A 23,508-nucleotide genomic window follows, 5' to 3' on the forward strand; every position below is an offset into this window, starting at 1 on the left:
CCGGCGTCCCGTCCCGTCGCCGTACGAACCACCCCCGGAGACCGAACGTGTCCACCCCGCCCGTCGAGTACCCCGTCACCTGGGCGCCGCGCCGTACCCGCGCCGTGCTGCTGCCGGTCTGCGCGCTGCTGGTGGTGCTGTTCGCGGTGCTCGCCGTGCTGCTTCCGGCGAACTGGCAGCTCAACGACCGGATCATGATGACGGCCAGCGGCATGCTGTTCGCCGGCGTCGGCCTGATGCTCGCCCGCCCGCGGGTGCGCGCCGACGCGGACGGTGTGACGGTGGTCAACTTCGTGCGCAGCCGCCGGCTGGCCTGGGCGGAGATCGTCCGGGTCAACTTCCGCCAGGGCGACCCGTGGGCCACCCTCGACCTCGCGGACGGCACCTCGCTCGCCGCGGTCGGCATCCAGTCCGGCGTCGGCAAGGACCAGGCGATCGCGAACGCCCGCGCGCTGCGCGACCTGGTCGAGCACCACGCCGCCGCCTGACCCCCGGCACCGCCCGGGCAGCCGCGGGAGGCCGGACGGGCCTCCCGGACCGGCCTCCCGTCCGGGCCCCGCCATCGTCTACGCTGGTAAAAACAGGGCAAAGCAATTCCGCCCTGCCCGCATCCGACCTGAGGAGTGACACACCCCCTCGATGGACGATCCGTCCGGTAGTACCTGCGCCGCCTCACTTCCGACCACCGGAAGGCAGGCGGCACTGTGATCACCGCCTGGCTGCTGTTGCTGGCGGCCCTCCTGCTGATCCTCGCCAACGGCCTGTTCGTCGCCGCCGAGTTCGCCTTCGTGACCGTCGAGCGCGGGGCCGTGGAACGCGCCGCCGAGGCGGGCGACGCCAAGTCGGGCCGGGTCTCCCGGGCCCTGCGGCACCTCTCCTTCGAACTCTCCGGCGCCCAACTGGGCATCACCGTCACCTCGCTGGTGGTCGGCATGCTCGCCGAGCCGGCGCTGTCCACGCTGCTGTCGCCCGTGATGTCGGGCCTCGGCGTGCCCGACTCGGCCGCCCGCGGCGTCGCCGTGGTCGTCGGCATGGTGCTGGCCACCGTCGTCCAGATGGTGATCGGCGAGCTGGTGCCGAAGAACTGGGCGATCTCCCGCCCGCTCCAGGTGGCCCGCGCGGTCGCCGCCCCGCACATGGCCTTCTCGATCGTCTGCCGCCCGCTGATCCGGGCCCTGAACGGCGCCGCCGACCGTACCGTCCGGGCCTTCGGCGTCGAGCCGCAGGAGGAGCTGGACCACGCCCGCACCCCGGCCGAACTGGTCTCGCTGGCCCGTCACTCGGCGAAGGCCGGGGCGATAGACGAGGAGTCGGCGACGCTGTTCGTCCGCACCCTGGGCCTCGGCGAGCTCACCGCCGAGTCCGTGATGACCCCGCGGGTCGACGTCGCCGCGCTGCAGCGCGACGCCACCGCCTCGGACGTCATCAACCTGACCCGGGCCACCGGCCTGTCCCGCTTCCCGGTCTACGCCGACAGCCTGGACGAGGTCACCGGCATCGTCACGCTCAAGGACGCGCTCGCCGTCCCGGCCGCCCGGCGCGGCCTGGTGCGGGTGGCCGAGCTGGCCGCGCCGCCGCTGCTGGTGCCCGAGACCCTGCCCGCCGAGCGGCTGCTGGAGCGGCTGCGCAAGCTCCAGCCGATGGCCATCGTGGTCGACGAGTACGGCGGCACCGCCGGCGTCGTCACCGTCGAGGACATCGTCGAGGAGATCGTCGGCGAGGTGCAGGACGAGCACGACCCGGCCGACCACCCCGACCTGCTCCCGCTGCCCCCGGTGAACGGCCTGCCCGCCTGGGAGGCGGACGGCCGCACCCGGCTCGACCAGTTGGAGCGGATCGGCCTCAACGCCCCGGACGGCCCGTACGAGACGCTGGCCGGCCTGGTCGCCGACCTGCTCGGCAAGCTCCCCGAGGTGGGCGAGCAGGCCGGGCTGCCCGGCTGGCTGTTCACCGTGACCGGCGTCGACCGGCACCGCACCAGCCAGGTCCGGGTGGAGCGCACCGCCGTGCCCTCGCCGTTCGGCGAGGACGGGAGGGACGCCCGGTGACCGTGCTCCAACTGGCCGTCGCGCTGCTGCTCCTGCTCGGCAACGCCTTCTTCGTCGGCGCCGAGTTCGCCGTCGTCTCGGTCCGCCGCAGCCAGATCGAACCGCTCGCCGAGGCGGGCAACAAGCGCGCCCGCACCGTGCTGCACGCGCTGTCGAACGTCTCCGCGATGCTGGCCGCCGCCCAACTCGGCATCACCGTCTGCTCGCTGGGCCTCGGCGCGCTCGCCGAGCCGACCATCGCCGCGCTGCTGGAGGGGCCGTTCCACGCGATCGGCGTCCCGGCCGGCCTGATGCACGTGCTCTCGTACGGGATCGCGCTCGCCCTCGTGGTGTTCCTGCACATGGTGATGGGCGAGATGGTGCCGAAGAACATGGCGATGGCCGGCCCGGAGCGGGCCGCGCTGTGGCTCGGCCCGCCGCTGGACCGGCTGGCCCGCTGGCTCGCCCCGGTGATCCGGCTGCTGAACGCCTTCGCGAACGGCGTGCTGAAGCTGTTCCGGGTGGAGGCCAAGGACGAGGTCGAGTCGGTGTTCACCACCGAGCAGCTGATGTACCTGCTGGTCGACTCCCGGGACGCCGGCCTGCTCGACGAGGACCGCCAGGAACGCCTGGAGGACGCCCTGGAGCTGGGCCACCGCCCGGTCACCGAGGTGCTGCTCCGGCCCGAGCAGCTGGTCACCGTGGACACCAAGGTGACCGCCGCCCAGGTCGAGGAACTGGCCCTGCGCACCGGCTTCTCGCGCTTCCCGGTCACCGACGGCGACCCGGCCGGCCAGGGCTACCTGGGCTACCTGCACCTCAAGGACATCCTCGACGTGGACGACCCGTCCGCGCCCGTCCCGGCCCGGCTGTGGCGGCCGATCACCGTGCTGCGCGGCAGCCTCCCGCTGGACGACGCGCTCGGCGCGATGCGCCGGGCCGCCTGCCACCTGGCCGCCGTGCTCGACCAGGAGGGCCGCACGCTCGGTGTGGTCATGCTGGAGGACGTGCTGGAGGAGCTGGTCGGCGAGATGCACGACCCGGACCACCGGTCCACCTCGGCGTAGCCCGCCGGCGTCCTGTCTGCTGTCGGCGATTCCGCCCACAGCGTGCAACGGTTCCCATGCCGGCCACTCTCGGAGCAGGGTGGCCGGCATGAGACTTCTCCTGCTGGGTGGGACCAGGTTCGTCGGACGGGCCGTCGCCGAGGCGGCGCTGGCCAGGGGCTGGGAGGTGACGGCCCTCAACCGCGGCACGCAGCCCGCGCCCGAGGGCGTGCGGGTGCTGCACGGGGACCGCACCGCCGAGGGCGGCCTCGCGGCGATCGCCACGGGGGAGTGGGACGCGGTGGTGGACACCTGGTCCTGGGCCCCGGCGGCGGTGCGCGACACCGCCCGGCTGTTGAACGGCCGGATCGGCCACTACGCGTACGTGTCCAGCCGCTCGGTGTACGCCTACCCGCTGAGCTCCGAGGCGGGCGAGGCGGCCCCCGTCGTCGACTCCTCGCCCGACCTGGCCGGCGAGGTGCCCTACGCCGAGGCCAAGCGCGGCGCCGAGCTGGCCCTGGAGGCGGAGTTCGGCGGCAGCGCGCTGCTGGCCCGCGCCGGGCTGGTCCTCGGCCCGGGAGAGGACGTCGGCAGACTGCCCTGGTGGCTGAACCGGATCGCCCGCGGCGGACCGGTGCTCGCTCCCGGCCCGCGAGAGCTGCCGCTGCAGTACATCGACGCCCGCGACCTCGCGAACTGGCTGCTGGACGCCACCGCCGCCCGGCTGTCCGGCCCGTACAACGCGGTCAGCCCGTCCGGCCACACCACCATGGGCGAGCTGCTGGAGGCCTGCGTCCGGGCCACCGGTTCGGACGCCGAACTGCGCTGGACCGACCCGGAGAAGATCCTGTCGGCGGGCGTCGCGCCGTGGACGGACCTGCCGATCTGGCTGGCGCCCGGCGAGCTGTACGACTTCCTGCACACCGGCTCGGTCGACCGCGCGCTCGCCACCGGGCTGCGCTGCCGCCCGGTGGCCGAGACGGTCGAGGACACCTGGGCCTGGCTGCGCTCGATCGGCGGCAAGGCCCCGCAGCGGGCCGACCGGCCGCACGTCGGGCTCGACCCGGAGCGGGAGGCGGAGCTGCTGACGTAGCCGCCGAGGCGGGGGAGCCGGTCAGCCGCGGCCGTCGATCAGCTCCCCGTACGCCTGGACGAGGTCCGGCAGCCGCAGTGTCGCCAGGTCCTCCCGGCCCGGGGGCTCGCGCAGCAGTGAGAGCCGCAGGTCCCGGTAGGCGCAGGACTTCTCGTACAGGGTGCGGATGAACCGGCCGTTGCCCAACTCGTCGATCCAGCCCTCGCGGACCACGTGGGTGCAGATGCTGGCCAGCTCCTCGGCCGCGTCCTCGTCCCAGCCGTCGCCGTCCCGGCCGGCCAGCGCCGCGCCGATCGCGGTCAGCTCGTTCGGGCGGTAGCTCGGGAAGTCCACCCGGGTGGTGAAGCGGGAGTTGAGGCCGGGGTTGGTGGCCAGCAGCCGGTTCATGCCCTCGGGGTAGCCGGCCAGGATCACCACCAGCCGGTCCCGGTTGTCCTCGGCGCGCTTGAGCAGCACCTGCAGCGCCTCGTCGCCGTACGCGTCGCCCTTGGTGTAGCCGGAGTTGGAGAGGCTGTACGCCTCGTCGATGAACAGCACGCCGTCCAGCGCCGAGTCGATCAGCTCGTTCGCCTTCACCGCCGTCTGGCCGAGGAACTCGCCGACCAGGTCAGCCCGTTGGGCCTCGACCAGGTGGTCGCCGGAGAGCAGGCCGAGGGCGTGGAAGACCCGGCCGAGGATGCGGGCCACGGTGGTCTTGCCGGTGCCGGACGGGCCGGAGAAGACGAAGTGCCGTTTCGGCGGCTGGACCGGCAGACCCTGCTCGGCCCGCAGCCGGGACATCCGCAACTGGGCGGACAGCGCCCGCACCTGGCGCTTGACCGGCTCCAGGCCCACCATCAGCGAGAGTTCGGCCAGGGCGGCGTCCAACTCCCGGTGGTCGCCCGCCGGTTGGGCGGCCGCTCCGGGGGTGGCCCGGAGCTGCGCGGCGCCACGGACGGGCAGCGGCCCGGCGGGCCCGGTCGAGGTCCCGGCGGAGCCCGGACCCGGGCCGGAGCCCGAGCCGGAGCCCGAGCGCTCCCCGGCGGCCTGCGGCGCTGCGGCGTCGACGGCGTCGACGGCGGCCGTCCCGTCCGTCCCGGCGGGCTCCGGGGCCGCCTCCGGTGGACTGCCGCCCCGCAGCGCGCCGTTCGGCGGCGCGGCGTTCGGCTGGGCGCTGTTCGACAGCGGCTCGTTCGGTGGGATGGCCGGCTCCGGGAAGCCGTAGCCGAGCAGGGTCTCGTCCGGGAAGCCCAGGTCCTGGTACCCGGCGTCCGGGTAGGCCGGGTCCTGGTAGCCGGCCGGCTCCGGCCCGCCGTCCTCCGGGCCGCCCGGGCGCCCGCCGGCCGTCAGCCCGTCCGTCAGCCCGTCCGCCAGCCCGTCCTCGGCGGCGATCGCCGCCAGCCGGGCCTCGGTGTCCATGAACGCCGGGTCGGCCCGGTGCACCGCCCGGTACAGCGGCAGCGCGGCGGCGCTGCGCCCGGCGCCCTCGTGGGCGCGCGCCAGCCAGTACCGCAGCTCCTTGCGCTGCGGCTGCTCGGACCGGCAGCGGGCCAGCGAGGCGGCCAGCGGGGCCTGCGCCTGGGCGCACATGTCGAGCCGGACCCGGGCCATCCCGGCGAACAGGCCGGCCTCGATGCCGAGCATCGGGTCGTCCAGCAGCCGGTCGGTGTCCCGGATCAGCTGCTCCCAGTCCTTGAGCAGGTAGGAGCGGCAGGCGTACAGGAACTGCGCGGACGGGTCCTCGCCGGGCGGCGGGCACTGCTCCAACGCGCGGTCCAGCTCGGTCAGATGGCGGCCGTCCAGCCAGTGCGAGGCGTGCGCGAGCGCGAGGTCGCGGGTGGTCTCCAGCACGGGCTGCACCCACCAGCCGAGCCAGTACCAGGAGCTGAGCGGGCGCCGGTGCAGCTGCCGCTGCTCGCCGAACCGTTTCTGGTTGCGGTGCATGGCCAGCAGGGCGGCGGAGGTGTCGCTGCGCAGGGCGTGCAGCCCGAGCCAGGCGTCGGCCATCCCCGGGTCGAGCCGGACGGCGGAGCGGAACTCCTCCTCGGCGCGGGTGTAGGCGCCGGCCGTGTAGGCGTCCATCGCGCGCTGCCAGGCGCGGTCGGCGAGCCGGTCCGGGCCGCCCGCCGTGCTGTCGGAACTGTCCACCGTCGTCACTCACGCCCCCCGCCGTGTGGCCCGGGGCCTCGGCCCTGCGGGTCGGCTGCGCGCCGCCGGGCCGGTGGTCGTGGTGCCCCCGGGGCGCATCCGCGCCTGTCAGGAATCGTACCGGCGCGGGGCTGATCCGGAAGGGTGTCGCACGGGGTCAAATGCGATCGCGCGAGCGGCCGTTGAGCGGGCGGGAGGCGGCTCGGGCGGCGCGGGGGGCGAGTTTCGGAAGGGCTGGGGACGGCGCCCCCGGCTCACGGGGGAACAAGCCGGGGGCGCCGGGTCCACAGCGGCCGGAATCTCGCGTTCCGGCGGCTGAGGAGAACCTAGATCCTGACAACGCCGCAGGTCAAGGGCTTGTTTAAGATTCACCCAGGGTGCTCGGCACGATTCTCCCGGTCACCCCGTCGACCCGCGTCGCCGCGTACGGTCGGCTCGGGTCGGCGGCGAAATGCGCCGATTCGGCCCGCGCCCAGCCCGCCCAGAACTCGGCCAGTTCCGGCCCGTCCCGCAGCTCCCCGCGCCGCCGGGCGGCCGCCGCGTCCAGCTCCATCCAGATCACCCGGGCCAGCCGCGGCCGCACCGCCCGCCGCCCCGCGCCGACGCCTTCCACGAGCACCACCGGGGCGACCGGCACGGCGGCCGGGCCGGCGAAGCGGCGCAGCGTCCAGTCGTACACCCGGTACTGCGCGTCCCGCCCGGCCGCCAGCGGCTCCAGCACCTGGGTGCGCAGCCGGTCGGTCCACTCGAAGAGTTCGGTGTGGGTCGCCAGGTCGTCGAGGTGGACCACCGGGGCGCCGCCGAGCGCCGCTGCCAGCCGGGCGGCGAAGGTGGTCTTGCCGGAGCCCGCGTGCCCGTCCACCGCGACCAGCCGCACCGGCCCGCAGGAGGGCGGCAGCGCGCTCAGCTCGGCCGCGAGCGCGCCCAGCCCGTCGTCGGCGGTCGAGGGCGTCGAGGGCGTCGAGGGCGTCGAAGGTGCCGAGGGCGTCGAGGGCGTCGAAGGGGTGGAAAAGGGTCCGGAAGCAGCCACAACGGCAACCCTACGGTGCCGTATCCCGCCACTGCGGACAGTTGATCCGTGCTGGTCGTGACGGCAGCCCGGGTTTCAGGCATACTCGCCTTCGCCACGCCTGTGAACGGCCGTTCACCGCAACCCGGTGACGGTCGGGCCGACCTGCCACACCCGCGCCGGACCGCGCCGACACCGAGGCCCGGCGCCCGATCGAGGAGGCGACCGCCGCCATGACCCCCTCCCCTGTGAAAGCCGTGGAGCGCCAGCTGCCGACCGAGGAGGCCCGCGAGCTGCTGAGCCTCACCCGGGAGCTGGTCCAGCGCGAGCTGCAGCCGCGCGCGGCGGAGGACGAGGCCGCCGGCCGCTTCCCCCGGGAGGTCTTCCGCACCCTCGGTGAGGCCGGCCTGCTGTCCCTGCCGTACGACGAGAAGTACGGCGGTGGCGAGCAGCCCTACGAGGTGTACCTGCAGGTCCTGGAGGAGCTCGCGGCCGGCTGGCTCGCGATCGGCCTCGGCGTCAGCGTGCACACCCTCTCCTGCCACGCGCTGGCCACCTTCGGCACCGAGGAGCAGCGCGAGAAGTGGCTGCCCGGGATGCTCTCCGGCGAGCAGCTCGGCGCCTACTGCCTCTCCGAGCCGCAGTCCGGCTCGGACGCGGCCGCGCTGCGCACCCGCGCCGAGCTCGACGGCGACGCGTACGTGGTGAACGGCACCAAGGCGTGGATCACCCACGGCGGGCAGGCCGACTTCTACAGCGCCCTGGTGCGCACCGGCGTCGACGGGCCGAAGGGCATCAGCTGCCTGCTGATCCCCGGGGTCACCGAGGGCCTGTCGGCCGCGCAGCCCGAGCACAAGATGGGCATGCGCTCCTCGCCGACCGCGCAGCTGAACTTCGACGGTGCCCGGATCTCCCGCGAGCGGCTGATCGGCGAGGAGGGCCAGGGCTTCCAGATCGCGCTGGGCGCGCTGGACTCGGGCCGGCTCGGCATCGCGGCGTGCGCGATCGGCGTCGCCCAGGCCGCGCTCGACCTCGCGGTCGACTACGCCGCCACCCGGCGCCAGTTCGGCCGGGCGATCGGCGACTTCCAGGGCCTGTCGTTCATGCTCGCCGACATGGCGACGCAGATCGAGGCCGGGCGGGCGCTGTACCTGTCCGCCGCGCGTCTGCGGGACGCCGGCCGGCCGTTCTCCAAGGAGGCGGCGATGGCCAAGCTGTTCTGCACCGACACGGTGATGCGGGTGACCACCGACGCCGTCCAGGTGCTCGGCGGCTACGGCTACACGCAGGACTTCCCGGCCGAGCGCTACATGCGCGAGGCGAAGGTGCTGCAGATCGTCGAGGGCACCAACCAGATCCAGCGGCTGGTCATCGGCCGCCACCTCGCCAAGGGCGCCAAGGGCTAAGCCCTCCCTCCCCCGAACGGCCTCCGGCCGCCACTCCAGGGTGCGGAGTGGCGGCCGGAGGTTTGTCCTGACGAGGCGTCAAGTCGCCCGTGCGGCGCGGGAATCAACGCCGGACGAGGCGGCGGCGCTGCTCCGGGATGGCCCCCAGCTGCGGTCGCGCGGGGGCGGCCTGGGTGGTGGTGCGCACCGGCCGGTGCAGCACCGCGTGCGAGAACGGCTGGGTGCGCCAGTCGAGTTGGCTCGGGAGCTTGAACAGCGCGGCCAGCCCGGCCGGGTCGGCGTCCGCCGGGGTCTCCACCTCGGCCAGGTCGTCCGTGGGCGTGCCCGAGCCGGGGCATATCGCCGGCGCGAACGGGTTCCACGCGGTCGGGAGCAGCGCGTGCTGCGGAAGCCGCTCCTCGTCCGCCACCAGGGCGATCGGACGCCGGCACTCGGGGCAGTTGACCCGGAAGATGTCCCAGGTCTCGGCCTCACCGGGGTCGGTGCCGGGCGCGTGGTCGGCCGCGAGGTCCTCGCGGCCGGTCATATCGTCGGTCTCGTCGGCACCCAGCGCGCGCTGGTCAGTAGCAGGCATGAAGATCCCCCTAGGATCGGGCCCGACGTGGTCGTCCAGGGCCACAACCAGCACTTCCCTGCGACTCGGACTCATAATCCTGCGGTCCGGCGCACCGTGATGCACCGGGTGTGTCCTTCGCCACACCGGCCGCCGGGCCGGCTGCCATGTTCGCCCGGCATGTGCCCCGGCACCTGCGACGGCACGGGGTGCCACCGCGTGCGCCCCCCGTGCGCCGGAGCCGGTAGGTTGGCGGCTGTGGAGGATCTCGACCAACGCATCGTCCAGCTGCTCCTAGAGGACGGCCGGATGAGCTACACGGACCTGGGCAAGGCCACCGGCCTGTCCACCTCGGCGGTGCACCAGCGGGTGCGCCGCCTCGAACAGCGCGGGGTGATCCGCGGCTACACCGCGATCATCGACCCGGACTCCGTCGATCTGGCGCTGACCGCGTTCATCTCGGTCAAGCCCTTCGACCCCAGCGCCCCGGACGACACCCCGGAGCGGCTCGCCGGCCTGCCCGAGATCGAGGCCTGCCACAGCGTCGCGGGTGACGAGAACTACATCCTCAAGGTCCGCGTCGGCGCCCCCGGCGACCTGGAGGACCTGCTCGCCCGCATCCGCAGCGCCGCCGGGGTCTCCACCCGGACCACGGTCGTCCTCTCCACCCCGTACGAGGCGCGACCCCCGAAGCTCTGACCCGGCATCCAGCCCCGGGGCTCCGACCTGGTCTCCTAGGGGTGCAGACTTGGGCGCATGACCGAAAGCACCCGCCCTCCTTGCCCGCCCTCGGGCAGGAGGGGCCCACGGACCGTCCTGCTGCGCGGCGGCGCCGTCTACAGCCCCGCCGACCCCTTCGCCACCGCGATGCTCGTGGAGGGGGAGCACGTCGCCTGGGTCGGCAGTGACGGCGCCGCCGAGGCGTACGCCGCGACCGCGGACGAGATCGTCGAGCTGGACGGCGCGCTGGTCACCCCCGCCTTCGTCGACGCCCACGTGCACGCCACCTCCACCGGGCTGGCGCTCACCGGCCTCGACCTCACCGGCAGCCCCTCGCTGGCCGCCGCCCTGGCCGCCGTCACCGCCTTCGTCGACGGCCAGGACGGGCCCGGCGGCGTACTGATCGGCCACGGCTGGGACGAGTCCGGCTGGCCCGAGGGCCGCCCGCCCACGCGCGCCGAACTCGACGCCGCCGCCCGCGGCGCCGCCCTCTACCTCTCCCGCACCGACGTGCACTCCGCGGTCGCCACCAGCGCGCTGCGCGCCCTCACCGAGGGCCTGCCCGAGCGCGCCGGTTACGACGCCGAGGGCCCGCTCACCAAGGACGCCCACCACGCCGTCCGGCGGACCGCGCTCGCCCACCTCACCCCGGAGCAGCGCCGCCGCGCCCAGCGCGCCGCCCTGGCCCGCGCCGCCGAGCTCGGCATCGGCGCCGTGCACGAGTGCGCCGGACCGGAGATCTCCTCGGAGGCGGACCTGACCGCCCTGCTCGCCCTCGCGGCCGAGGGCGACGGCCCCGAAGTCTTCGGCTACTGGGGCGAGTTGGGTGGCGTCGAGACCGCCCGCCGGCTCGGCGCGACGGGCGCCGGCGGCGACCTCTTCGTCGACGGCGCGCTCGGCTCGCGCACCGCCTGCCTGCACACCCCGTACGCCGACGCCGCGCACACCGGCACCGCCTACCTGACCGCCGAGCAGATCGCCGACCACGTCGCCGCCTGCACCGAGGCCGGGCTGCAGGCCGGCTTCCACGCCATCGGCGACGCGGCCGTCGCGGCCGTCGTCGAGGGCGTCCGGGCGGCCGGCGAGCGGGTCGGCGCCGCCCGGGTCCGGGCGCTGCGCCACCGCGTCGAGCACGCCGAGGCGCTGGACGACAAGGCCATCGCCGCCTTCGCCGAGCTGGGCCTCACCGCCTCCGTCCAGCCCGCGTTCGACGCCGCCTGGGGCGGCCCGGACGGCATGTACGTGGGGCGGCTGGGTGCCGAGCGGGCCGCCGCCCTCAATCCGTTCGCGGCGCTGCTGCGGGCCGGCGTCCCGCTGGCCTTCGGTTCGGACGCGCCGGTCACCCCGCTCGACCCGTGGGGCACCGTCCGCGCCGCGGCCTTCCACCGGACCCTGGAGCACCGGATCTCGGTCCGCGCCGCGTTCACCGCGCACACCCGCGGTGGCTGGCGCGCGATCGGCCGCGACCAGGACGGCGTGCTGGTCCCGGGCGCGGTCGCCAGCTACGCGATCTGGGCGGCCGACGACCTGGTCGTCCAGGCCCCGGACTCCCGGGTGGCCGGCTGGTCCACCGACCCGCGCTCCGGCACCCCCGGCCTGCCGGACCTCACCCCGGGCCGCGACCTGCCGGTCTGCCTGCGCACCGTGGTCCGCGGCCGCACCGTCCACCAGCGGTAGACCGGGTGAGGCGGGCGGGCACCACGGCCTAGGTTGACCACCATGACGACCGACCCGTTGGTGCCCGCGGAGTTCACCGTCCCGCGCGAACTGCTCGCCCCGGGGTTCCGCCTGGAGCCCCTGGGCGAGCAGCACAACGCCTCCGACCTCGCGGCCTGGACGAGCAGCATCGACCACATCCGCGCCACCCCCGGCTGGGCCGGCCGCGACTGGCCGCCGGTCGGCGGGATGACGCCGGAGCGGAACCTCGCCGACCTGAGCCGCCACGCCGCCGACTTCGCCGCCCGCACCGGCTTCACCTACACCGTCCTGGAGCCGGACCGCGACGAGGTGATCGGCTGCGTCTACATCTGCCCGGACCGCGAGGACCGGTCCGTCGTCTCGGTCAGCTCCTGGGTCCGCGCCGACCGGGCCGAGCTGGACGCCCCGCTGCACCGCGCCGTCTCCGCCTGGCTCACCGGGCACTGGCCGCTCGGAGCCTTCCGGTACGCCGCGCGCTGAGGTCCGTTCCCTACCACCCTCACCGCACGTCCGGCCGTCCTTCCGGGGTACCTTCTTCGGACAGCGTCCGAACAAGCAAGCCCCAGGAAGATGGTGCGCCGGTGGCCATGCCCGTCACCCAGGAGCGGTCCGGGACCGCCCCCGAGCCGCAGGAGCCGGCGCACCGGCGCGGCCGGGCGGCCCGCGGGCTCGCCAAGGTCCGTGCCGGGCTGCCCCGGACCGGCCTCGCCGCCCTGGCCGGCCTGCTGCTCGCCCTCGCCTTCCCACCGTACGACCTGTGGCCGCTGTCGCTGCTCGGGGTGGCCGCGCTCTCGCTGCTCACCCGGGGCCGCACCGTCCGGCAGGGCGCCTGGACGGGCTTCGCCTTCGGGCTGCCGTTCTTCCTGATGCTGCTCAGCTGGCTGCGGGTGGTCGGCTGGGACGCCACCGTCGGCCTGTCGGTCGTCGAGGCGCTGTTCCTGGCCGTGCTCGGCGGTGCCCTGGCCCTGACCTCCCGGCTGCCCGGCTGGCCGCTGTGGGCGGCCTGCCTGTGGATCACCCAGGAGTGGGCGCGCGACCGGCTGCCGCTCGGCGGCTTTCCGTGGGGCCGGCTGGCCTTCGCCAACACCGCCACCCCGTACACCCCGCTGGCCGCGCTCGGCGGCGCGCCGCTGGTGACCTTCGCGGTCGCCCTCTCCGGCGCCCTGCTGGCCTGGGCCGTGCTGCGCGTGCGCGGGCCGGGGCGGGCGCGCGGCGCGGCCGCGCTGGCGGCGCTCGGCGCGGTGGCCGCGCTGCTGGCCGGCTACGCCGTGCCGGTGCCGACCGCCGCCGACGACACCGTGAAGGTCGCCATCGTCCAGGGCAACGTGCCGAACCCGGGCATGGACTTCCTCGGCCGCCCGATGATGGTCCTGAACAACCACGCCGCGGCCACCGAGCGCCTCGCCCTCGACATCGCGAACGGGAAGGTCCAGCGCCCGGACATCGTGATCTGGCCGGAGAACTCCTCCGACCTCGACCCGTTCAGCGACCCGCTGGCCCGCGAGCGCATCGACGAGGCCGTCAAGGCGATCGGCGTGCCGACCCTGGTCGGCACCCTGGTGGACGGCCCGGACGCGCAGCACGTCCAGAACGAGGGCATCGTCTGGGACCCGGTCACCGGCCCGGGCGCCTCCTACACCAAGCAGCACCCCGTCCCGTTCGGCGAGTACGTGCCGTTCCGGGCCCAGCTGATGAAGGTGATCACCCGCCTCCAGCGGGTCGCCCGGGACTTCTACCCCGGCGACCACAACGGCGTGATGCAGCTCGGCCCGGCGAAGATCGGCGACGTGATCTGCTTCGAGGTCGCCTACGACGAGATCGTCCGGGACACCGTGGACAGCGGCGCCCGCGTCCTGGTGGTCCAGACCAACAACGCGACCTACGCCAAGACCGGGCAGCCCGAGCAGCAGCTCGCGATGAGCCGGCTGCGCGCCGTCGAGCACGGCCGGTCGGTGCTGATCGCCGCCACCAGCGGCATCAGCGCGGTGATCGGCCCGGACGGCACCGTCCAGCAGCGCACCGAGGAGCTGACCCCCGCCGAGCTGTCGGCGGTCGTCCCGCTGCGCGACGGCACCACGGTCGCCGACCGGGTGGGCGCCGCGCCGGAGTGGACGCTGGCGGTCGCGGGCCTGCTGGCCTGCGGCGCGGCGGTCCTGATCGGCCGCGCCCGGAAGCGGGCGGCTGGAACACCCGCCGAGGGGGAATCGTTGGACCAGGTGGTGCCGTAGCCGGCCCGGACCTCCCGTGCGGCGCGCCGTAGCACCGCTTGGAGTGGATCCGTACCGTGACGCAGCAAGCTACCCCCACCCGTCCGGCTCCGCGCGGCAGGCTCCGCCGGGCACTGCCGCTGCTGGTCACCGCCTGGCTGGTGCTGGAGATCTGGCTGCTGGTCCAGGTGGGCTCGTGGCTGGGCGGCTTCACCGTCCTGCTGCTGCTCGTCGCCGGCGGGCTGATCGGCGGCTCGCTGATCAAGCGGGCCGGGGCGAAGGCGCTGTCGGCGGCGATCGAGCAGAGCCGCAACCCGCAGTCGCAGCAGCCGCAGACCGGCACCAGCCTGACCGTGCTGGCCGGCCTGCTGCTGATCCTCCCCGGCTTCCTGTCCGACCTGGTCGCGCTGACCCTGCTGTTCCCGCCGACCCGGGCGCTCTGGCGGGCGGCCGGGCGCCGGGTCGCGGGCAAGGCGATGCGCGCCGCCGGCCCGGTCGGCGCCGACCCGTTCGCGGACGCGATGCGGCTGCAGGAGCAGCTGCGCATCCACCGCCCGGACGGCAAGGTCATCCAGGGCGAGGTGGTCGAGCCGGGCGCCGGCCCGCGCGACCCGCAGGACCCGGACGCCGGCTACCGCCCGCCGCTCGCCGGCTGAGCGAACGCCCGGGCCGCGGCGGCTCGCCGCGGCCTCCCGGCGTGCGGTCACGAGCGGGCGGTGGCGAGACGGAGCCGACCGGAAGCGGACAACGCGAAAGGGACCCTGGTGACCAGGGTCCCTTTTCGGATGCTCCCGCGCGGGGCGGGGGCGGGGTCAGGCGCTCTTGCGGGTGTCCCGCGGGTGCACCGCGAGGTTCATCCCGCCGGAGCGGAGCACGGCCAGCCGCTCGGCCAGCACCTCCTCCAGCTCCTCGCGCGTCCGGCGCTCCATCAGCATGTCCCAATGGGTGCGCGTCGGCTTGGCCTTCTTCTCCTCGGGCTCGTCGCCGTCGAGGAGGGCCGCTTCCTGGCCGCAGAAGCGGCATTCCCAGGTCGACGGGATCTCCGCCTCGACCGAGAAGGGAACCTCGAAGCGGTGTCCGTTCTGACATGCGTACTCGACGGTCTGGCGGGGCGCCAGGTCAATGCCACGGTCGGTCTCGTAGCTAGTGGCCCCGAGTCGCGTGCCGCGGAGAGCTCGCTCGCTCATGAATCGTGCCTCCCGGGCTCATGGCCCACAGGACTAGTGGTCGCTGTTCTTCGTCGTTCGGTCAACGCTCGGCTTCCGACGAAGATTCCCGTCCCGGGACATGCGTCGTCTGTCGTGCCGCCCCTGTTTGTACCCACCGGCGCCCGATTTGTCACATCTGGCCGGTGATATCACCCCAGGTGTCACCTATTTCACATCTGGTGATCGTGCGTACTTTCTGTGACGAGCGTACCGGGAAGGGAATCGGCGCGGCTCGCCGCCCCCGAACATCCTCGGGAGCGGCCCCGGATCGCCTTCGGAATGCGGGGGTCAGGAGATCGGTCGGGAACGGATCATCGGCTCGCCCTTGCCGAGGTCGACGGGCCGGGCCGCGGCCGGATCGGCGGCGGGGACGACCGGCGGGCGGTCCGGGCGGGGCGGCGCCCCGGCGGCGGCCTCGGTGCGGGTGTCCCGGTGCGGCAGCAGGGCGATCACCGCGTCCCGCAGCTGGGCGGGTGCCTCCTCGTCCAGCGGGTCGACGGTGGCCGGGACCTGCAGCCGGACGGGCGGGGCGTTGCCGATCCGGGCGTAGCCGCGGCCGAGCGGCGCGTGCGCGGCGGGCACGATGTCCAGCGGCGCGCCGAGCGCGGCGTAGGCGTCCTCGGGGCCGGTGGGGCCGAGCAGTACCCGGGCCCGGGTGGTGGCCCGGACGGTCGGGGTGAGCCGGTCCAGCGCCTCGACCGCGTCGGCGATCACCACCGTGACCCGGGCGGCCCGGCCGTGCCGCAGCGGCAGCTCCAGCAGGTCCTGCGGGTCCGGCCGGCCCTCCGCCTGGGCCAGTTCGCTCAGCTCGGTCGGGTGGTCCAGCAGCAGCCACAGCGGCCGGGTGGCGTCCTCCGGCGGGGCGGTGCCGGCGTGCCGGGCGGCGTTCAGCGCGGTGAGCCGGCGGTCGGTCTCCTGGGCGGCCCACTGCAGCGCGGCCAGCGCGCCGTGCAGGCTGGTCTCCACGGTGTGCACGCCGGGGCGGTTCACCAGGCAGGCGTGCTCGCCGGTGCCGGCGCCGTCGACCACCACCAGGTCGGCGTACGGCAGGGCCTGCAGGGCGATCGAGCGGAGCAGGCTGGAGGTGCCGTAGCCGGTGGCGCCGAGGGCCAGCAGGTGGGGCTCGGAGGAGCGGGGGCCGGTGCGCCAGACGACCGGCGGCTGCTGGACGGTCGCGCCGCCCCGGCCGACCGGGATGGTCCGGGCGCTGCCGTCCTCGTCGGTGAAGCCGAGCACGATCTCGCCGGGCGCGGCGACGAAGCGCTGGGCGGCGATGTCGGTGGGCAGCGGGGTCAGCGCGGCGATCCGCAGCCGGTTCGACTCCTCGTCCCAGTCGAAGCGGTACTCCCGGGCCCGGCCGGCCTTGCCCTGCACGACCTGCTCGATCCGGGCCCGGGCGGCCGGCTCGGTGTCGGTGAAGTAGGCCGGGTAGCCCAGCTCCAGCCGGCTGAGCCGGCCCTCGCCGTCGAACTCCCAGGAGCCGAAGGCGCTCTTGTAGCTGCCCTCGAAGTGGTACAGCGGGTTGGCGTCCTCGGGGCCGCACAGGTAGGGGGTGAGCGCCGAGTAGAGGGCGCCCAGTTTGACGTCCGCGACGTCCGGTGCGGGCGGGGCTGGCGGCGTCTTGGGGGCCCGGCCGGCCCAGGCCGCGGTGGCCATCAGGGCGATCAGGGCGAACAGCAGGCCGTGCGGCAGCAGGTAGATGCCGACCAGCATCGCGGCGGTGAGGAACAGCGTCGGGCCGCGGCGGTCCTTCGGGGTGGCCTGCCAGCGGCCCTTGGCCCAGTCGGCGTGGTGGCGCAGCCCGCGGCCGATCACGGTGAGCGGCGCGAACATGTCGGAGGCGTGGTCCCCGGCGGTTCGGGCGATCTCGCGGCCCTTGCTGAGATGGCGGTGGAGCGGCATTCCTTGACTCCCCGGGCGGGTGGGACGGGTGGGGGTGGGGCTCGTCCGGCGTACGACGGAGCCCGGGGCGGTGGGAATCCGCGCCCGGGCCCGTACCGGAGGAGTGGCGGAGCCTAGAAGCGGATGCCGCCGAGCAGGCTCGCCAGGCTGGCGCCGCCCGCGGTGATGCTCGGGGCGATCGAGGAGCCGGCGACGTAGAAGCCGAACAGGGCGCAGACGATGGCGTGGGAGACCTTCAGTCCGTCCCTGCGGAAGAACAGGAAGGCGATGGTGCCGAACAGGACGATGCCGGAAATCGAGAGGATCACGGTCTGCTCCTCGGGGAGGGGGACAGGGGGCAGTGTCACGCAAAGTGCACTAATCGTGACAAATAGTCATAGATGATGGAACGGCGCGAATGGGTGGTTCTGCCGTGTGGCACCGCCCCGGGGGGCGGGCGGAGGTATGCGAACCGGCCCGGGGCGATCGCCTTGTGCCGCACGGTTCCGGTGCGGGTCCGGCGCGCCGAGGCATTCCCGGTCGGTGGCCGGGAAGTTTCCGGGGGGTCGGTGAAGTTCGCTCCAATGGCCGCGCACCGGTGCGGCCGCGTGTCGTAACCGCCCGACCCGGACCACGAGAGGCCGCCCCGATGACCGACGCCGCCAGCCCGCAGCCCGCCGACGCCCCCGACGCCGAGGTGATCGCGCTCGCCGGGCGGCTCTTCGACGCCGCCCGCGCCGGGGACACCGCCACCCTGGGCGCCGCCCTCGGCGCCGGGGCCCCGGCCGACCTCACCAACGACCGCGGCGACACCCTGCTCATGCTCGCCGCCTACCACGGCCACGCCGCCGCCGTCGCGGCCCTGCTCGCGCACGGCGCCGACCCGGACCGCGCCAACGACCGCGGCCAGACCCCGCTGGCCGGCGCCGTCTTCAAGGGCGCCGACGACGTCGTCGGGGCGCTGCTGGCCGGCGGCGCCGACCCGGCGGCCGGCACCCCGAGCGCGCTGGACACGGCCCGGATGTTCGGCAAGGAACACCTGGTCGCCCGCTTCGAGGCGCGCTGAGCCCGGGCCGTAGGCTCTTCCGTCATGGACACCACCGCCCCCGAGGCCACCGGCACCGTCGAGTTCCGCGTGACCGGCTACGCCCACCCCGACGCCCAGGCCCTGTCGGCGGAGGTGCAGCAGGAGTACGTCCGCCGCTACGGCGACCCGGACGACACGGTCATGCGCCCCGAGGACTTCGAGGGCGAGGCCGGGCTGTTCCTGGTCGCCTACCTGGACGGCCGCCCGGTCGCGTGCGGCGGCTGGCGGGCCAAGAGCGCCGGCCCGCACGGGCTGCGCGACGGCGACGCCGAGGTCAAGCGGATGTTCGTCGTCCCGGCCGCCCGCGGCCGGGGCCTGGCCCGGGCGGTGCTGCGCCGCCTGGAGGAGACCGCCGTCGACGCCGGGCGCACCCGCTTCATCCTGGAGACCGGCACCGAGCAGCCGGAGGCCGTCGCGCTGTACGGGTCCGAGGGCTACGCCGCGATCGAGAAGTTCGGCATATACCGGGACAGCGAGCTGTGTATCTGCCTTGGCAAGGAGCTGACTGCGGCGGGCTGGGCGGGGGCGGTCTGAGCGGCCGCCCCGCCGGGTAGGGTCCGGTCAGCCTGAGGGGGTGACGGGATGGACCCGCAAGCGCCCGGAGCCGAGCGGCTCCCCGCCCTGGCCGCGCCCGGCGGGGAGCTGGACCGGCTGGTCCGCGACGGCGTGCGGACGGTCGGCGCGGGCGCCGTCTGGGCGGTCGGCGACGCCGGGGGCACGCTCGGCGGCGGCAGCCACGGCGCGCTCGGGCAGGGCCCGTACGGGGAGCTCGCCCCCGGGCCGGACACCCGCTACGACCTCGCCAGCCTCACCAAGATCATCGCGCTCTGGCCCTGCGCCGGGGCGCTCCGGCAGGCCGGACGGCTGCCGCTGGACGAACCCCTCGGCCGCTGGTGGCAGCCCGCCGCCGGGCGGCCGGCCGGCGGGGTGACGGCCCGCCAACTCCTCGCGCACACCGCCGGAATGCTCCCGTACACCCGCTTCGCGCAGCTCTACGGGCGGGACCGCGCGGCCATCCGGGCCGGGGTGGTCGGCGCGCCGCTGCACCGCCCGCCCGGGACGGCCGTCGAGTACACCGACCGGGCCGCCGTGCTGCTCACCCATGTCGTCGAGGACCTCGGCGCCGCCGGGCTGGACGAGCTCGCCGCACGCTGGATCTGGGTACCGCTCGGCATGGTCGACACCCGCTACGGGCCGCTGCCCGAGGGCGAGTCGGCGCGCACCGCGCCCACCGAGTGGGACGAGGACACCGGCGCCCACCTGCGCGGCATCGTGCACGACCCCTCCGCCCGGCTGCTCGGCGGCGTCTCCGGCAACGCCGGGGCCTTCTCCACCGCCCGCGACCTGGCCCGCTTCCTCACCGCCCTGCTCGACCCGCCGCCCGGACTCGCGTGGGGCGAACCGTGGATCGCCGAATCGCTGCGCGAGCAGACCGGCGGGCTCGACCCGGCCCGCGGCCTGTCCTGGCTGTACGCCCCCGGCACCACGCCGGCCGAGGGCACCTTCGTCCACTACGGCTTCACCGGCACCGGCATCTGGGTCTCCCGCCGGCTCGGCCGCTGGGCGCTGCTGCTCACCAACAAGGTGCACTACGACCGGGGCGTCCAGCCGCTCACCGACCTGCGCAACGCCTTCCGGCGGGCCGTCTTCGGCTGAGCGCGGCGCGCCACCCGATCGGGTGGATTCGGCACGAACCACCTTCCGCCGGAGCCGGAGCGCGGCACAGTGGCCACGGCGGCGGCGCCGGCGGGGCGCTCGGCGGAGGAGGCGGCGGTGGCGGGGACCTGGGCACTCCCGGAGGGGGAATGGCTGGCCCGGATGGTCCGCGCCTACGTCGGCAGCAGCGTGCTGCTCACCGACGCGGCCGGCCGGGTGCTGCTGCTGAAGGCGAGTTACCGCCCGCAGTGGGAGTTCCCCGGCGGCGGGATGGACCCGGGGGAGGGCCCGGCCCAGTGCGCCGCGCGGGAGTTGGCGGAGGAGACCGGGCTGGCCGCGGGCGAGCTGTGGCTGCTCGTCGTCGAATGGCGCGACCCGATCCCCGACCAGGGCGAACACGCCCACCCCGCCGTGCACTTCATGTTCGACGGCGGCACCGCCCCGGCCGGCGCCGAACTCCGGCTGCAGGCCGAGGAGATCGCCGACCACGGCTGGTACACCCCCGCCAGGGCCGCCGCCCTGCTGCACCCCTGCGCGGCGCGCCGGCTCACCGCCGCCCTGGAGGCGCGGCGCACCGGCACGCCCGTACTCCTGCACTCCACCGGGTACTTGGGGTGAGCGGCCCGGCGGCCGCCGTCAGAGCAGGGTGCTCCAGTACGACCAGAACCGGTTGAGGACCAGCAGCGCGATCACCGCCACCCACAGCACCGGCAGCGCCCAGTGGTAGCGCGCCGCCTCCCGGACGACCGTCCGCATCCGCCCGCCCACCGGGATCACGCCGCTGCTCAGGTTGTGCAGCGTCGTGTACCAGAACAGCAGCACCACCGTCAGCCAGACCACCATGCAGTACGGGCACAGCGCGCCGATCTCGTACAGCGCCTGGACGATCAGCCAGTGCGTGAACCCCAGCCCCAGCAGGAGGCCGGCGTGCAGGCCCAGCCAGAACCAGCGCCGGTACGCCGCCCCGGCCAGCAGCCCCGCCCCGATCGCCGTCACCACGCCGAACGCGGCCAGCCCGAGCAGCGGGTTCGGGAAGCCGAACACCGACGCCTGGTCGGTGCGCATCACCGAGCCGCAGCTGATCACCGGGTTGATGTTGCAGCTCGGGACGTAGGACGGGTTCTCCAGGATGCGGAGCTTGTCGAAGGTCAGCACGGCCGAGGCGGCCAGGCCGACCAGGCCGCCGAGGAACAGCAGCAGGGCGAAGACCCGGCCGGCGCCGATCGGGGCGCCGCCGGCGGAGTCGGGAGCGGGACGGGACAGGGGCACGGTGGTGGCGGCGGACATGGCTGCACTCCGGAAGCTGGGAGGAGCCGGCCGGGCCGGGTAGTCGGCCTGGCCGGTGGTGCCGTGCGTGGTGGGACCCCCGGGGCCCGCGCCGTCGGTCGGACGGGGCCCCGGGGCGGTGCCGTGCCTACTGCAGGCCGGCGGCCTGCTTCACCCGGGCGGTGAACTCCTCCGGGGAGACCAGGGCCTTGTCGCCGAACACGTCGACCGTCTTGCCGTCCACCTTGACGGTCGGGGTGCCCGTCACCCCGCTGTCGTTGAACGCCGCCGCGACCTTGGCGGCCCAGGGCGCGTAGGTGCCGTCCTGGACGGCCTTCACGAAGGCGTCCGTCTTCAGCCCGGGCACCTGGCCGGCCAGGTCCAGGATGTGGTTGACGTCGCCGAAGCCGTCCTCCCGCTCGTCCGGCTGGTTCGCGTAGAGCACGTCGTGGAACTGCTTGAACTTGTCCGTGCCCTCGTTCAGCGCCGCGCCGGCGGCGGCCAGCGCGGTGCGCGAGCCCTTGCCGGTCAGGTTCTTGTCCAGGAACGCCGCCAGGTGGTACTCCACCTTGACCTGGCCGTCCTCGGCGAGCTTCGCGACGGCCGCGCCGTTCGCCGCCTCGAAGTGCTTGCACACCGGGCAGCGGAAGTCCTCGTACACCTCCATGGTGTGCGGGGCGTCCGCCTTGCCGTAGGTGATCACCAGGCCGTCCTGGCCGGTGGCGTTGGCCGGGACGACCACGCTGCTCGACGCGGTCCGGCCCTTGTCGTCCTTGCCCGAGGCCGAGGTGATCGCCAGCGTCACCCCGCCGGCCAGGGCCAGCACGGCCACGGCCGACACGGCCGTCACGATCCGCCGACGGCGCTTGGCGGCCTGCTGCTCGCGCAGCTGCGCGGCCTGGATCCGCTCCCGGGCGCTGATGCGCTTGTCCTGCTTGTTGGTGGTCTGAGCCATGGGGTCAACTCCTGTACGCGGCGCGCGTGGATGCGCGCGGGAGACCGCACCGGGTGCGGTCGGGATTCGACGGACGCGGGAGTCGGGCGCACTGCCTGCGGGCGCACGGGCGGGCCGTACGGAGGTGATCAGTACGGTGGGAGCCGGTGCGCGGCGATCCGGTACGGGGTGACCGGGGACGCGGGGATCCGGTACGCGGGGACCGGGTACGAGGGGATCAGCAGGCAGGCGCGAAGGCCGGCGGACCACGCCGGGGCGCCGGGCTCAGCACCACGTCCGCGACGCGCGGCCGCTCGTGGTCCGACACCGGCAGCGGCACCCGCAGCACCGGGCGCACCGGAGCCGGGAGCAGCAGCAGGACCAGGGCGCGCAGCGGGCCCGCCAGCGCCTCGCCCAGCGCGCGCAGCGCCCGGGCCAGGCCGGACAGCGCGGCGTCGCCCAGCCGCAGCCAGGTCGCGGCCGCCAGTGCGATCGCCAGGTGCGCCAGCAGGAGCAGCAGTTGGGTCACGGCCGGGGCCAACTGCCCGGCGTGGCCCAGCGGGCCGCCCAGCAGCGAACCGTCCATCGAACCGCCGCCACAGACCAGCAGGTTCACCCCGCGGGTGGGGACCTGTTCGGACAGTGCCGGCCCACAGCCGGTCTGGCCCAGGTTGAACGTCGTGTTGAGCAGCAGCTCGACCGGCACCATCACGCCGGTGATGTGCAGCAGCCGCCGCTCCCCGCCGGCCAGCGCGGCCGAGACCAGGAAGACGACGGCGGTCGCGGTCGCCACCAGGGACAGCGGCAGCGGACGACCCGTGATGACCACCTGGCCCAGCGCGGACAGCGGCACGGCGAGCGCGGTGAACACCGCGGCCCGCAGGGCCCTGATCGCATGGCTGGAGGTCGTCACGCTCCGGAGTATGCCATGGCCCTCACACCGCGCACGAGGCCGCGTGCGGACTCCGTTCGCCGGGCCGCCCCGGCCGGTAACGTCGGTTGTCGAAACGGGGATCGGTAACTAGAGTTGTCGGCATGACTTCTGTGGAGATCACCCGCGCGGAGCAGGACGAGCTCGCCCAGGCTCTGCTCGACGCGCTCAACCCCCTTGCCGCCGTCGTGCGCTCACGCACGACCGGACTGCCCGAGGAGCGGATGTGGAACGCGGACCCGGCCGAGATCGCCCTCTCGGTCCTGTCCGCCTGGAAGCTGCTGGACGCCGAGGTCAAGCGGCTCACCGCGGTCGCGGCCGCCACCGCCGGTTCGTACGGCGCGAACTACGAGCAGCTCGGCGCCGCCTGGGGCATCACCCGGCAGGGCGCCCGGAAGAAGTGGCCGGACGCGGTGAGCCGCCCGGCGGCCCGCCCGGGGGCGATCGAGCTGTTCGGCGGGATCGCCGAGTTGCACGAGGACGCGGCCTCCGGCGGCTGGTCCTGGACGGCCACCGGCGCGGACGGGACGCTCGGCAGGGCGGCGGGCGGCCACCCGAGCCGGGAGGAGGCCGCGGCGCACGCCGGCGCCTTCCTCGCCCGGCACACCTGACCGCCGGACGGCGCGCGGCAGGGGCCCGGTGGGCGGGGGCCGACTAGC

24 protein-coding genes are annotated in these 23,508 nt (G+C 74.9%); 15 read left to right on the forward strand and 9 right to left on the reverse strand.

Annotated elements, in window-relative coordinates:
* The first annotated feature begins 47 nt into the window (after positions 1–47).
* The 4 genes from ACPC54_RS08490 to ACPC54_RS08505 all read left to right on the forward strand — a co-directional run bounded on the left by ACPC54_RS08490 (position 48) and on the right by ACPC54_RS08505 (position 4,166).
* A complete protein-coding gene (locus ACPC54_RS08490) occupies positions 48–488 on the forward strand; it encodes a PH domain-containing protein (RefSeq protein ID WP_498962629.1) in 441 nt (146 codons plus the stop codon).
* Between the two features lie 216 nt (positions 489–704).
* Complete coding sequence (locus tag ACPC54_RS08495; protein WP_498962631.1) at positions 705–2,048, forward strand: hemolysin family protein; 1,344 nt, start codon at positions 705–707, stop codon at positions 2,046–2,048.
* Complete coding sequence (locus ACPC54_RS08500) at positions 2,045–3,094, forward strand: hemolysin family protein (RefSeq protein WP_498962633.1); 1,050 nt, start codon at positions 2,045–2,047, stop codon at positions 3,092–3,094. The genes ACPC54_RS08495 and ACPC54_RS08500 overlap by 4 nt, the downstream gene beginning before the upstream one ends.
* An 88-nt stretch (positions 3,095–3,182) precedes the next feature.
* Positions 3,183–4,166, forward strand: a complete 984-nt coding sequence (locus ACPC54_RS08505) for an NAD-dependent epimerase/dehydratase family protein (RefSeq protein WP_498962635.1) — start codon at positions 3,183–3,185, stop codon at positions 4,164–4,166.
* A 21-nt stretch (positions 4,167–4,187) separates the two neighbouring features.
* Here ACPC54_RS08505 and ACPC54_RS08510 read toward each other — a convergent pair whose 3' ends face one another.
* Both ACPC54_RS08510 and ACPC54_RS08515 read right to left on the reverse strand, forming a co-directional pair.
* Positions 4,188–6,227, reverse strand: a complete 2,040-nt coding sequence (locus ACPC54_RS08510; RefSeq protein ID WP_498963200.1) for an AAA family ATPase — start codon at positions 6,225–6,227, stop codon at positions 4,188–4,190.
* 427 nt (positions 6,228–6,654) lie between these two features.
* Positions 6,655–7,221 carry a uridine kinase family protein gene (locus ACPC54_RS08515; RefSeq protein WP_498963202.1) on the reverse strand — a complete coding sequence of 189 codons (567 nt, stop codon included), beginning with the start codon at positions 7,219–7,221 and terminating at the stop codon, positions 6,655–6,657.
* Between the two features lie 314 nt (positions 7,222–7,535).
* On the opposite strand from ACPC54_RS08515, the gene ACPC54_RS08520 reads away from it, so the two are divergent.
* Positions 7,536–8,708, forward strand: coding sequence for an acyl-CoA dehydrogenase family protein (locus ACPC54_RS08520; RefSeq protein ID WP_498962637.1), 1,173 nt, complete (start codon positions 7,536–7,538; stop codon positions 8,706–8,708).
* 103 nt (positions 8,709–8,811) lie between these two features.
* Here ACPC54_RS08520 and ACPC54_RS08525 read toward each other — a convergent pair whose 3' ends face one another.
* Positions 8,812–9,282: a hypothetical protein gene (locus tag ACPC54_RS08525; protein WP_498962639.1), complete on the reverse strand. Its 471-nt coding sequence runs from the start codon at positions 9,280–9,282 to the stop codon at positions 8,812–8,814.
* Positions 9,283–9,519: 237 nt separating this feature from the next.
* Between ACPC54_RS08525 and ACPC54_RS08530 the strand changes: the two genes are divergently transcribed.
* The 5 genes from ACPC54_RS08530 to fxsA all read left to right on the forward strand — a co-directional run bounded on the left by ACPC54_RS08530 (position 9,520) and on the right by fxsA (position 14,542).
* A complete protein-coding gene (locus tag ACPC54_RS08530) occupies positions 9,520–9,960 on the forward strand; it encodes an Lrp/AsnC family transcriptional regulator (RefSeq protein ID WP_030243361.1) in 441 nt (146 codons plus the stop codon).
* Positions 9,961–10,017: 57 nt separating this feature from the next.
* Positions 10,018–11,658 carry an amidohydrolase gene (locus ACPC54_RS08535; protein WP_498962642.1) on the forward strand — a complete coding sequence of 547 codons (1,641 nt, stop codon included), beginning with the start codon at positions 10,018–10,020 and terminating at the stop codon, positions 11,656–11,658.
* A 42-nt stretch (positions 11,659–11,700) separates the two neighbouring features.
* A complete protein-coding gene (locus ACPC54_RS08540; protein ID WP_498962644.1) occupies positions 11,701–12,159 on the forward strand; it encodes an N-acetyltransferase in 459 nt (152 codons plus the stop codon).
* 107 nt (positions 12,160–12,266) lie between these two features.
* Entirely contained in the window at positions 12,267–13,907 is a 1,641-nt protein-coding gene (gene lnt, locus ACPC54_RS08545; protein ID WP_498963204.1) for an apolipoprotein N-acyltransferase, read from the forward strand.
* Between the two features lie 56 nt (positions 13,908–13,963).
* Positions 13,964–14,542 (forward strand): FxsA family membrane protein, encoded by a 579-nt coding sequence (gene fxsA / locus ACPC54_RS08550; protein ID WP_498962645.1) that lies wholly within the window; start codon positions 13,964–13,966, stop codon positions 14,540–14,542.
* A 156-nt stretch (positions 14,543–14,698) separates the two neighbouring features.
* Here fxsA and ACPC54_RS08555 read toward each other — a convergent pair whose 3' ends face one another.
* From ACPC54_RS08555 to ACPC54_RS08565, 3 genes are all read right to left on the reverse strand, one after another.
* Complete coding sequence (locus ACPC54_RS08555; RefSeq protein WP_045694663.1) at positions 14,699–15,073, reverse strand: RNA polymerase-binding protein RbpA; 375 nt, start codon at positions 15,071–15,073, stop codon at positions 14,699–14,701.
* 309 nt (positions 15,074–15,382) lie between these two features.
* Entirely contained in the window at positions 15,383–16,996 is a 1,614-nt protein-coding gene (locus ACPC54_RS08560; RefSeq protein ID WP_498962647.1) for a hypothetical protein, read from the reverse strand.
* Between the two features lie 113 nt (positions 16,997–17,109).
* A complete protein-coding gene (locus tag ACPC54_RS08565) occupies positions 17,110–17,304 on the reverse strand; it encodes a hypothetical protein (protein WP_097238968.1) in 195 nt (64 codons plus the stop codon).
* Between the two features lie 320 nt (positions 17,305–17,624).
* Between ACPC54_RS08565 and ACPC54_RS08570 the strand changes: the two genes are divergently transcribed.
* The 4 genes from ACPC54_RS08570 to ACPC54_RS08585 all read left to right on the forward strand — a co-directional run bounded on the left by ACPC54_RS08570 (position 17,625) and on the right by ACPC54_RS08585 (position 20,336).
* Complete coding sequence (locus ACPC54_RS08570) at positions 17,625–18,041, forward strand: ankyrin repeat domain-containing protein (RefSeq protein WP_498962650.1); 417 nt, start codon at positions 17,625–17,627, stop codon at positions 18,039–18,041.
* A 24-nt stretch (positions 18,042–18,065) separates the two neighbouring features.
* Positions 18,066–18,596: a GNAT family N-acetyltransferase gene (locus ACPC54_RS08575; protein ID WP_498962652.1), complete on the forward strand. Its 531-nt coding sequence runs from the start codon at positions 18,066–18,068 to the stop codon at positions 18,594–18,596.
* Positions 18,597–18,644: 48 nt separating this feature from the next.
* Positions 18,645–19,718, forward strand: a complete 1,074-nt coding sequence (locus tag ACPC54_RS08580) for a serine hydrolase domain-containing protein (protein ID WP_498962654.1) — start codon at positions 18,645–18,647, stop codon at positions 19,716–19,718.
* Positions 19,719–19,835: 117 nt separating this feature from the next.
* Positions 19,836–20,336, forward strand: coding sequence for an NUDIX domain-containing protein (locus ACPC54_RS08585; RefSeq protein WP_498962656.1), 501 nt, complete (start codon positions 19,836–19,838; stop codon positions 20,334–20,336).
* An 18-nt stretch (positions 20,337–20,354) separates the two neighbouring features.
* Here the strand turns inward: ACPC54_RS08585 and ACPC54_RS08590 are convergent, their stop codons facing one another.
* The 3 genes from ACPC54_RS08590 to ACPC54_RS08600 all read right to left on the reverse strand — a co-directional run bounded on the left by ACPC54_RS08590 (position 20,355) and on the right by ACPC54_RS08600 (position 22,831).
* Positions 20,355–21,005: a vitamin K epoxide reductase family protein gene (locus ACPC54_RS08590; protein WP_498962658.1), complete on the reverse strand. Its 651-nt coding sequence runs from the start codon at positions 21,003–21,005 to the stop codon at positions 20,355–20,357.
* Between the two features lie 127 nt (positions 21,006–21,132).
* Positions 21,133–21,939 (reverse strand): DsbA family protein, encoded by an 807-nt coding sequence (locus ACPC54_RS08595; protein WP_498962659.1) that lies wholly within the window; start codon positions 21,937–21,939, stop codon positions 21,133–21,135.
* A gap of 217 nt (positions 21,940–22,156) precedes the next feature.
* Positions 22,157–22,831: a hypothetical protein gene (locus ACPC54_RS08600; protein WP_498962661.1), complete on the reverse strand. Its 675-nt coding sequence runs from the start codon at positions 22,829–22,831 to the stop codon at positions 22,157–22,159.
* A gap of 122 nt (positions 22,832–22,953) precedes the next feature.
* Between ACPC54_RS08600 and ACPC54_RS08605 the strand changes: the two genes are divergently transcribed.
* On the forward strand, positions 22,954–23,460 hold the full coding sequence (locus ACPC54_RS08605; RefSeq protein ID WP_498962663.1) for a hypothetical protein: 507 nt from the start codon (positions 22,954–22,956) through the stop codon (positions 23,458–23,460).
* Positions 23,461–23,508: the final 48 nt, after the last annotated feature.

This window comes from Kitasatospora sp. NPDC094028, assembly GCF_049543595.1.
Lineage (GTDB): Bacteria > Actinomycetota > Actinomycetes > Streptomycetales > Streptomycetaceae > Kitasatospora.

Coding starts and splice junctions, on each gene's coding strand:
- ACPC54_RS08505 (WP_498962635.1), top strand. CDS start 3,183: ATGAGACTTCTCCTGCTGGGTGGGACCAGGTTCGTCGGACGGGCCGTC.
- ACPC54_RS08510 (WP_498963200.1), bottom strand. CDS start 6,227: ATGGACGCCTACACGGCCGGCGCCTACACCCGCGCCGAGGAGGAGTTC.
- ACPC54_RS08520 (WP_498962637.1), top strand. CDS start 7,536: ATGACCCCCTCCCCTGTGAAAGCCGTGGAGCGCCAGCTGCCGACCGAG.
- ACPC54_RS08525 (WP_498962639.1), bottom strand. CDS start 9,282: ATGCCTGCTACTGACCAGCGCGCGCTGGGTGCCGACGAGACCGACGAT.
- ACPC54_RS08535 (WP_498962642.1), top strand. CDS start 10,018: ATGACCGAAAGCACCCGCCCTCCTTGCCCGCCCTCGGGCAGGAGGGGC.
- ACPC54_RS08540 (WP_498962644.1), top strand. CDS start 11,701: ATGACGACCGACCCGTTGGTGCCCGCGGAGTTCACCGTCCCGCGCGAA.
- lnt (WP_498963204.1), top strand. CDS start 12,267: ATGCCCGTCACCCAGGAGCGGTCCGGGACCGCCCCCGAGCCGCAGGAG.
- ACPC54_RS08555 (WP_045694663.1), bottom strand. CDS start 15,073: ATGAGCGAGCGAGCTCTCCGCGGCACGCGACTCGGGGCCACTAGCTAC.
- ACPC54_RS08560 (WP_498962647.1), bottom strand. CDS start 16,996: ATGCCGCTCCACCGCCATCTCAGCAAGGGCCGCGAGATCGCCCGAACC.
- ACPC54_RS08570 (WP_498962650.1), top strand. CDS start 17,625: ATGACCGACGCCGCCAGCCCGCAGCCCGCCGACGCCCCCGACGCCGAG.
- ACPC54_RS08575 (WP_498962652.1), top strand. CDS start 18,066: ATGGACACCACCGCCCCCGAGGCCACCGGCACCGTCGAGTTCCGCGTG.
- ACPC54_RS08580 (WP_498962654.1), top strand. CDS start 18,645: ATGGACCCGCAAGCGCCCGGAGCCGAGCGGCTCCCCGCCCTGGCCGCG.
- ACPC54_RS08590 (WP_498962658.1), bottom strand. CDS start 21,005: ATGTCCGCCGCCACCACCGTGCCCCTGTCCCGTCCCGCTCCCGACTCC.
- ACPC54_RS08595 (WP_498962659.1), bottom strand. CDS start 21,939: ATGGCTCAGACCACCAACAAGCAGGACAAGCGCATCAGCGCCCGGGAG.
- ACPC54_RS08605 (WP_498962663.1), top strand. CDS start 22,954: ATGACTTCTGTGGAGATCACCCGCGCGGAGCAGGACGAGCTCGCCCAG.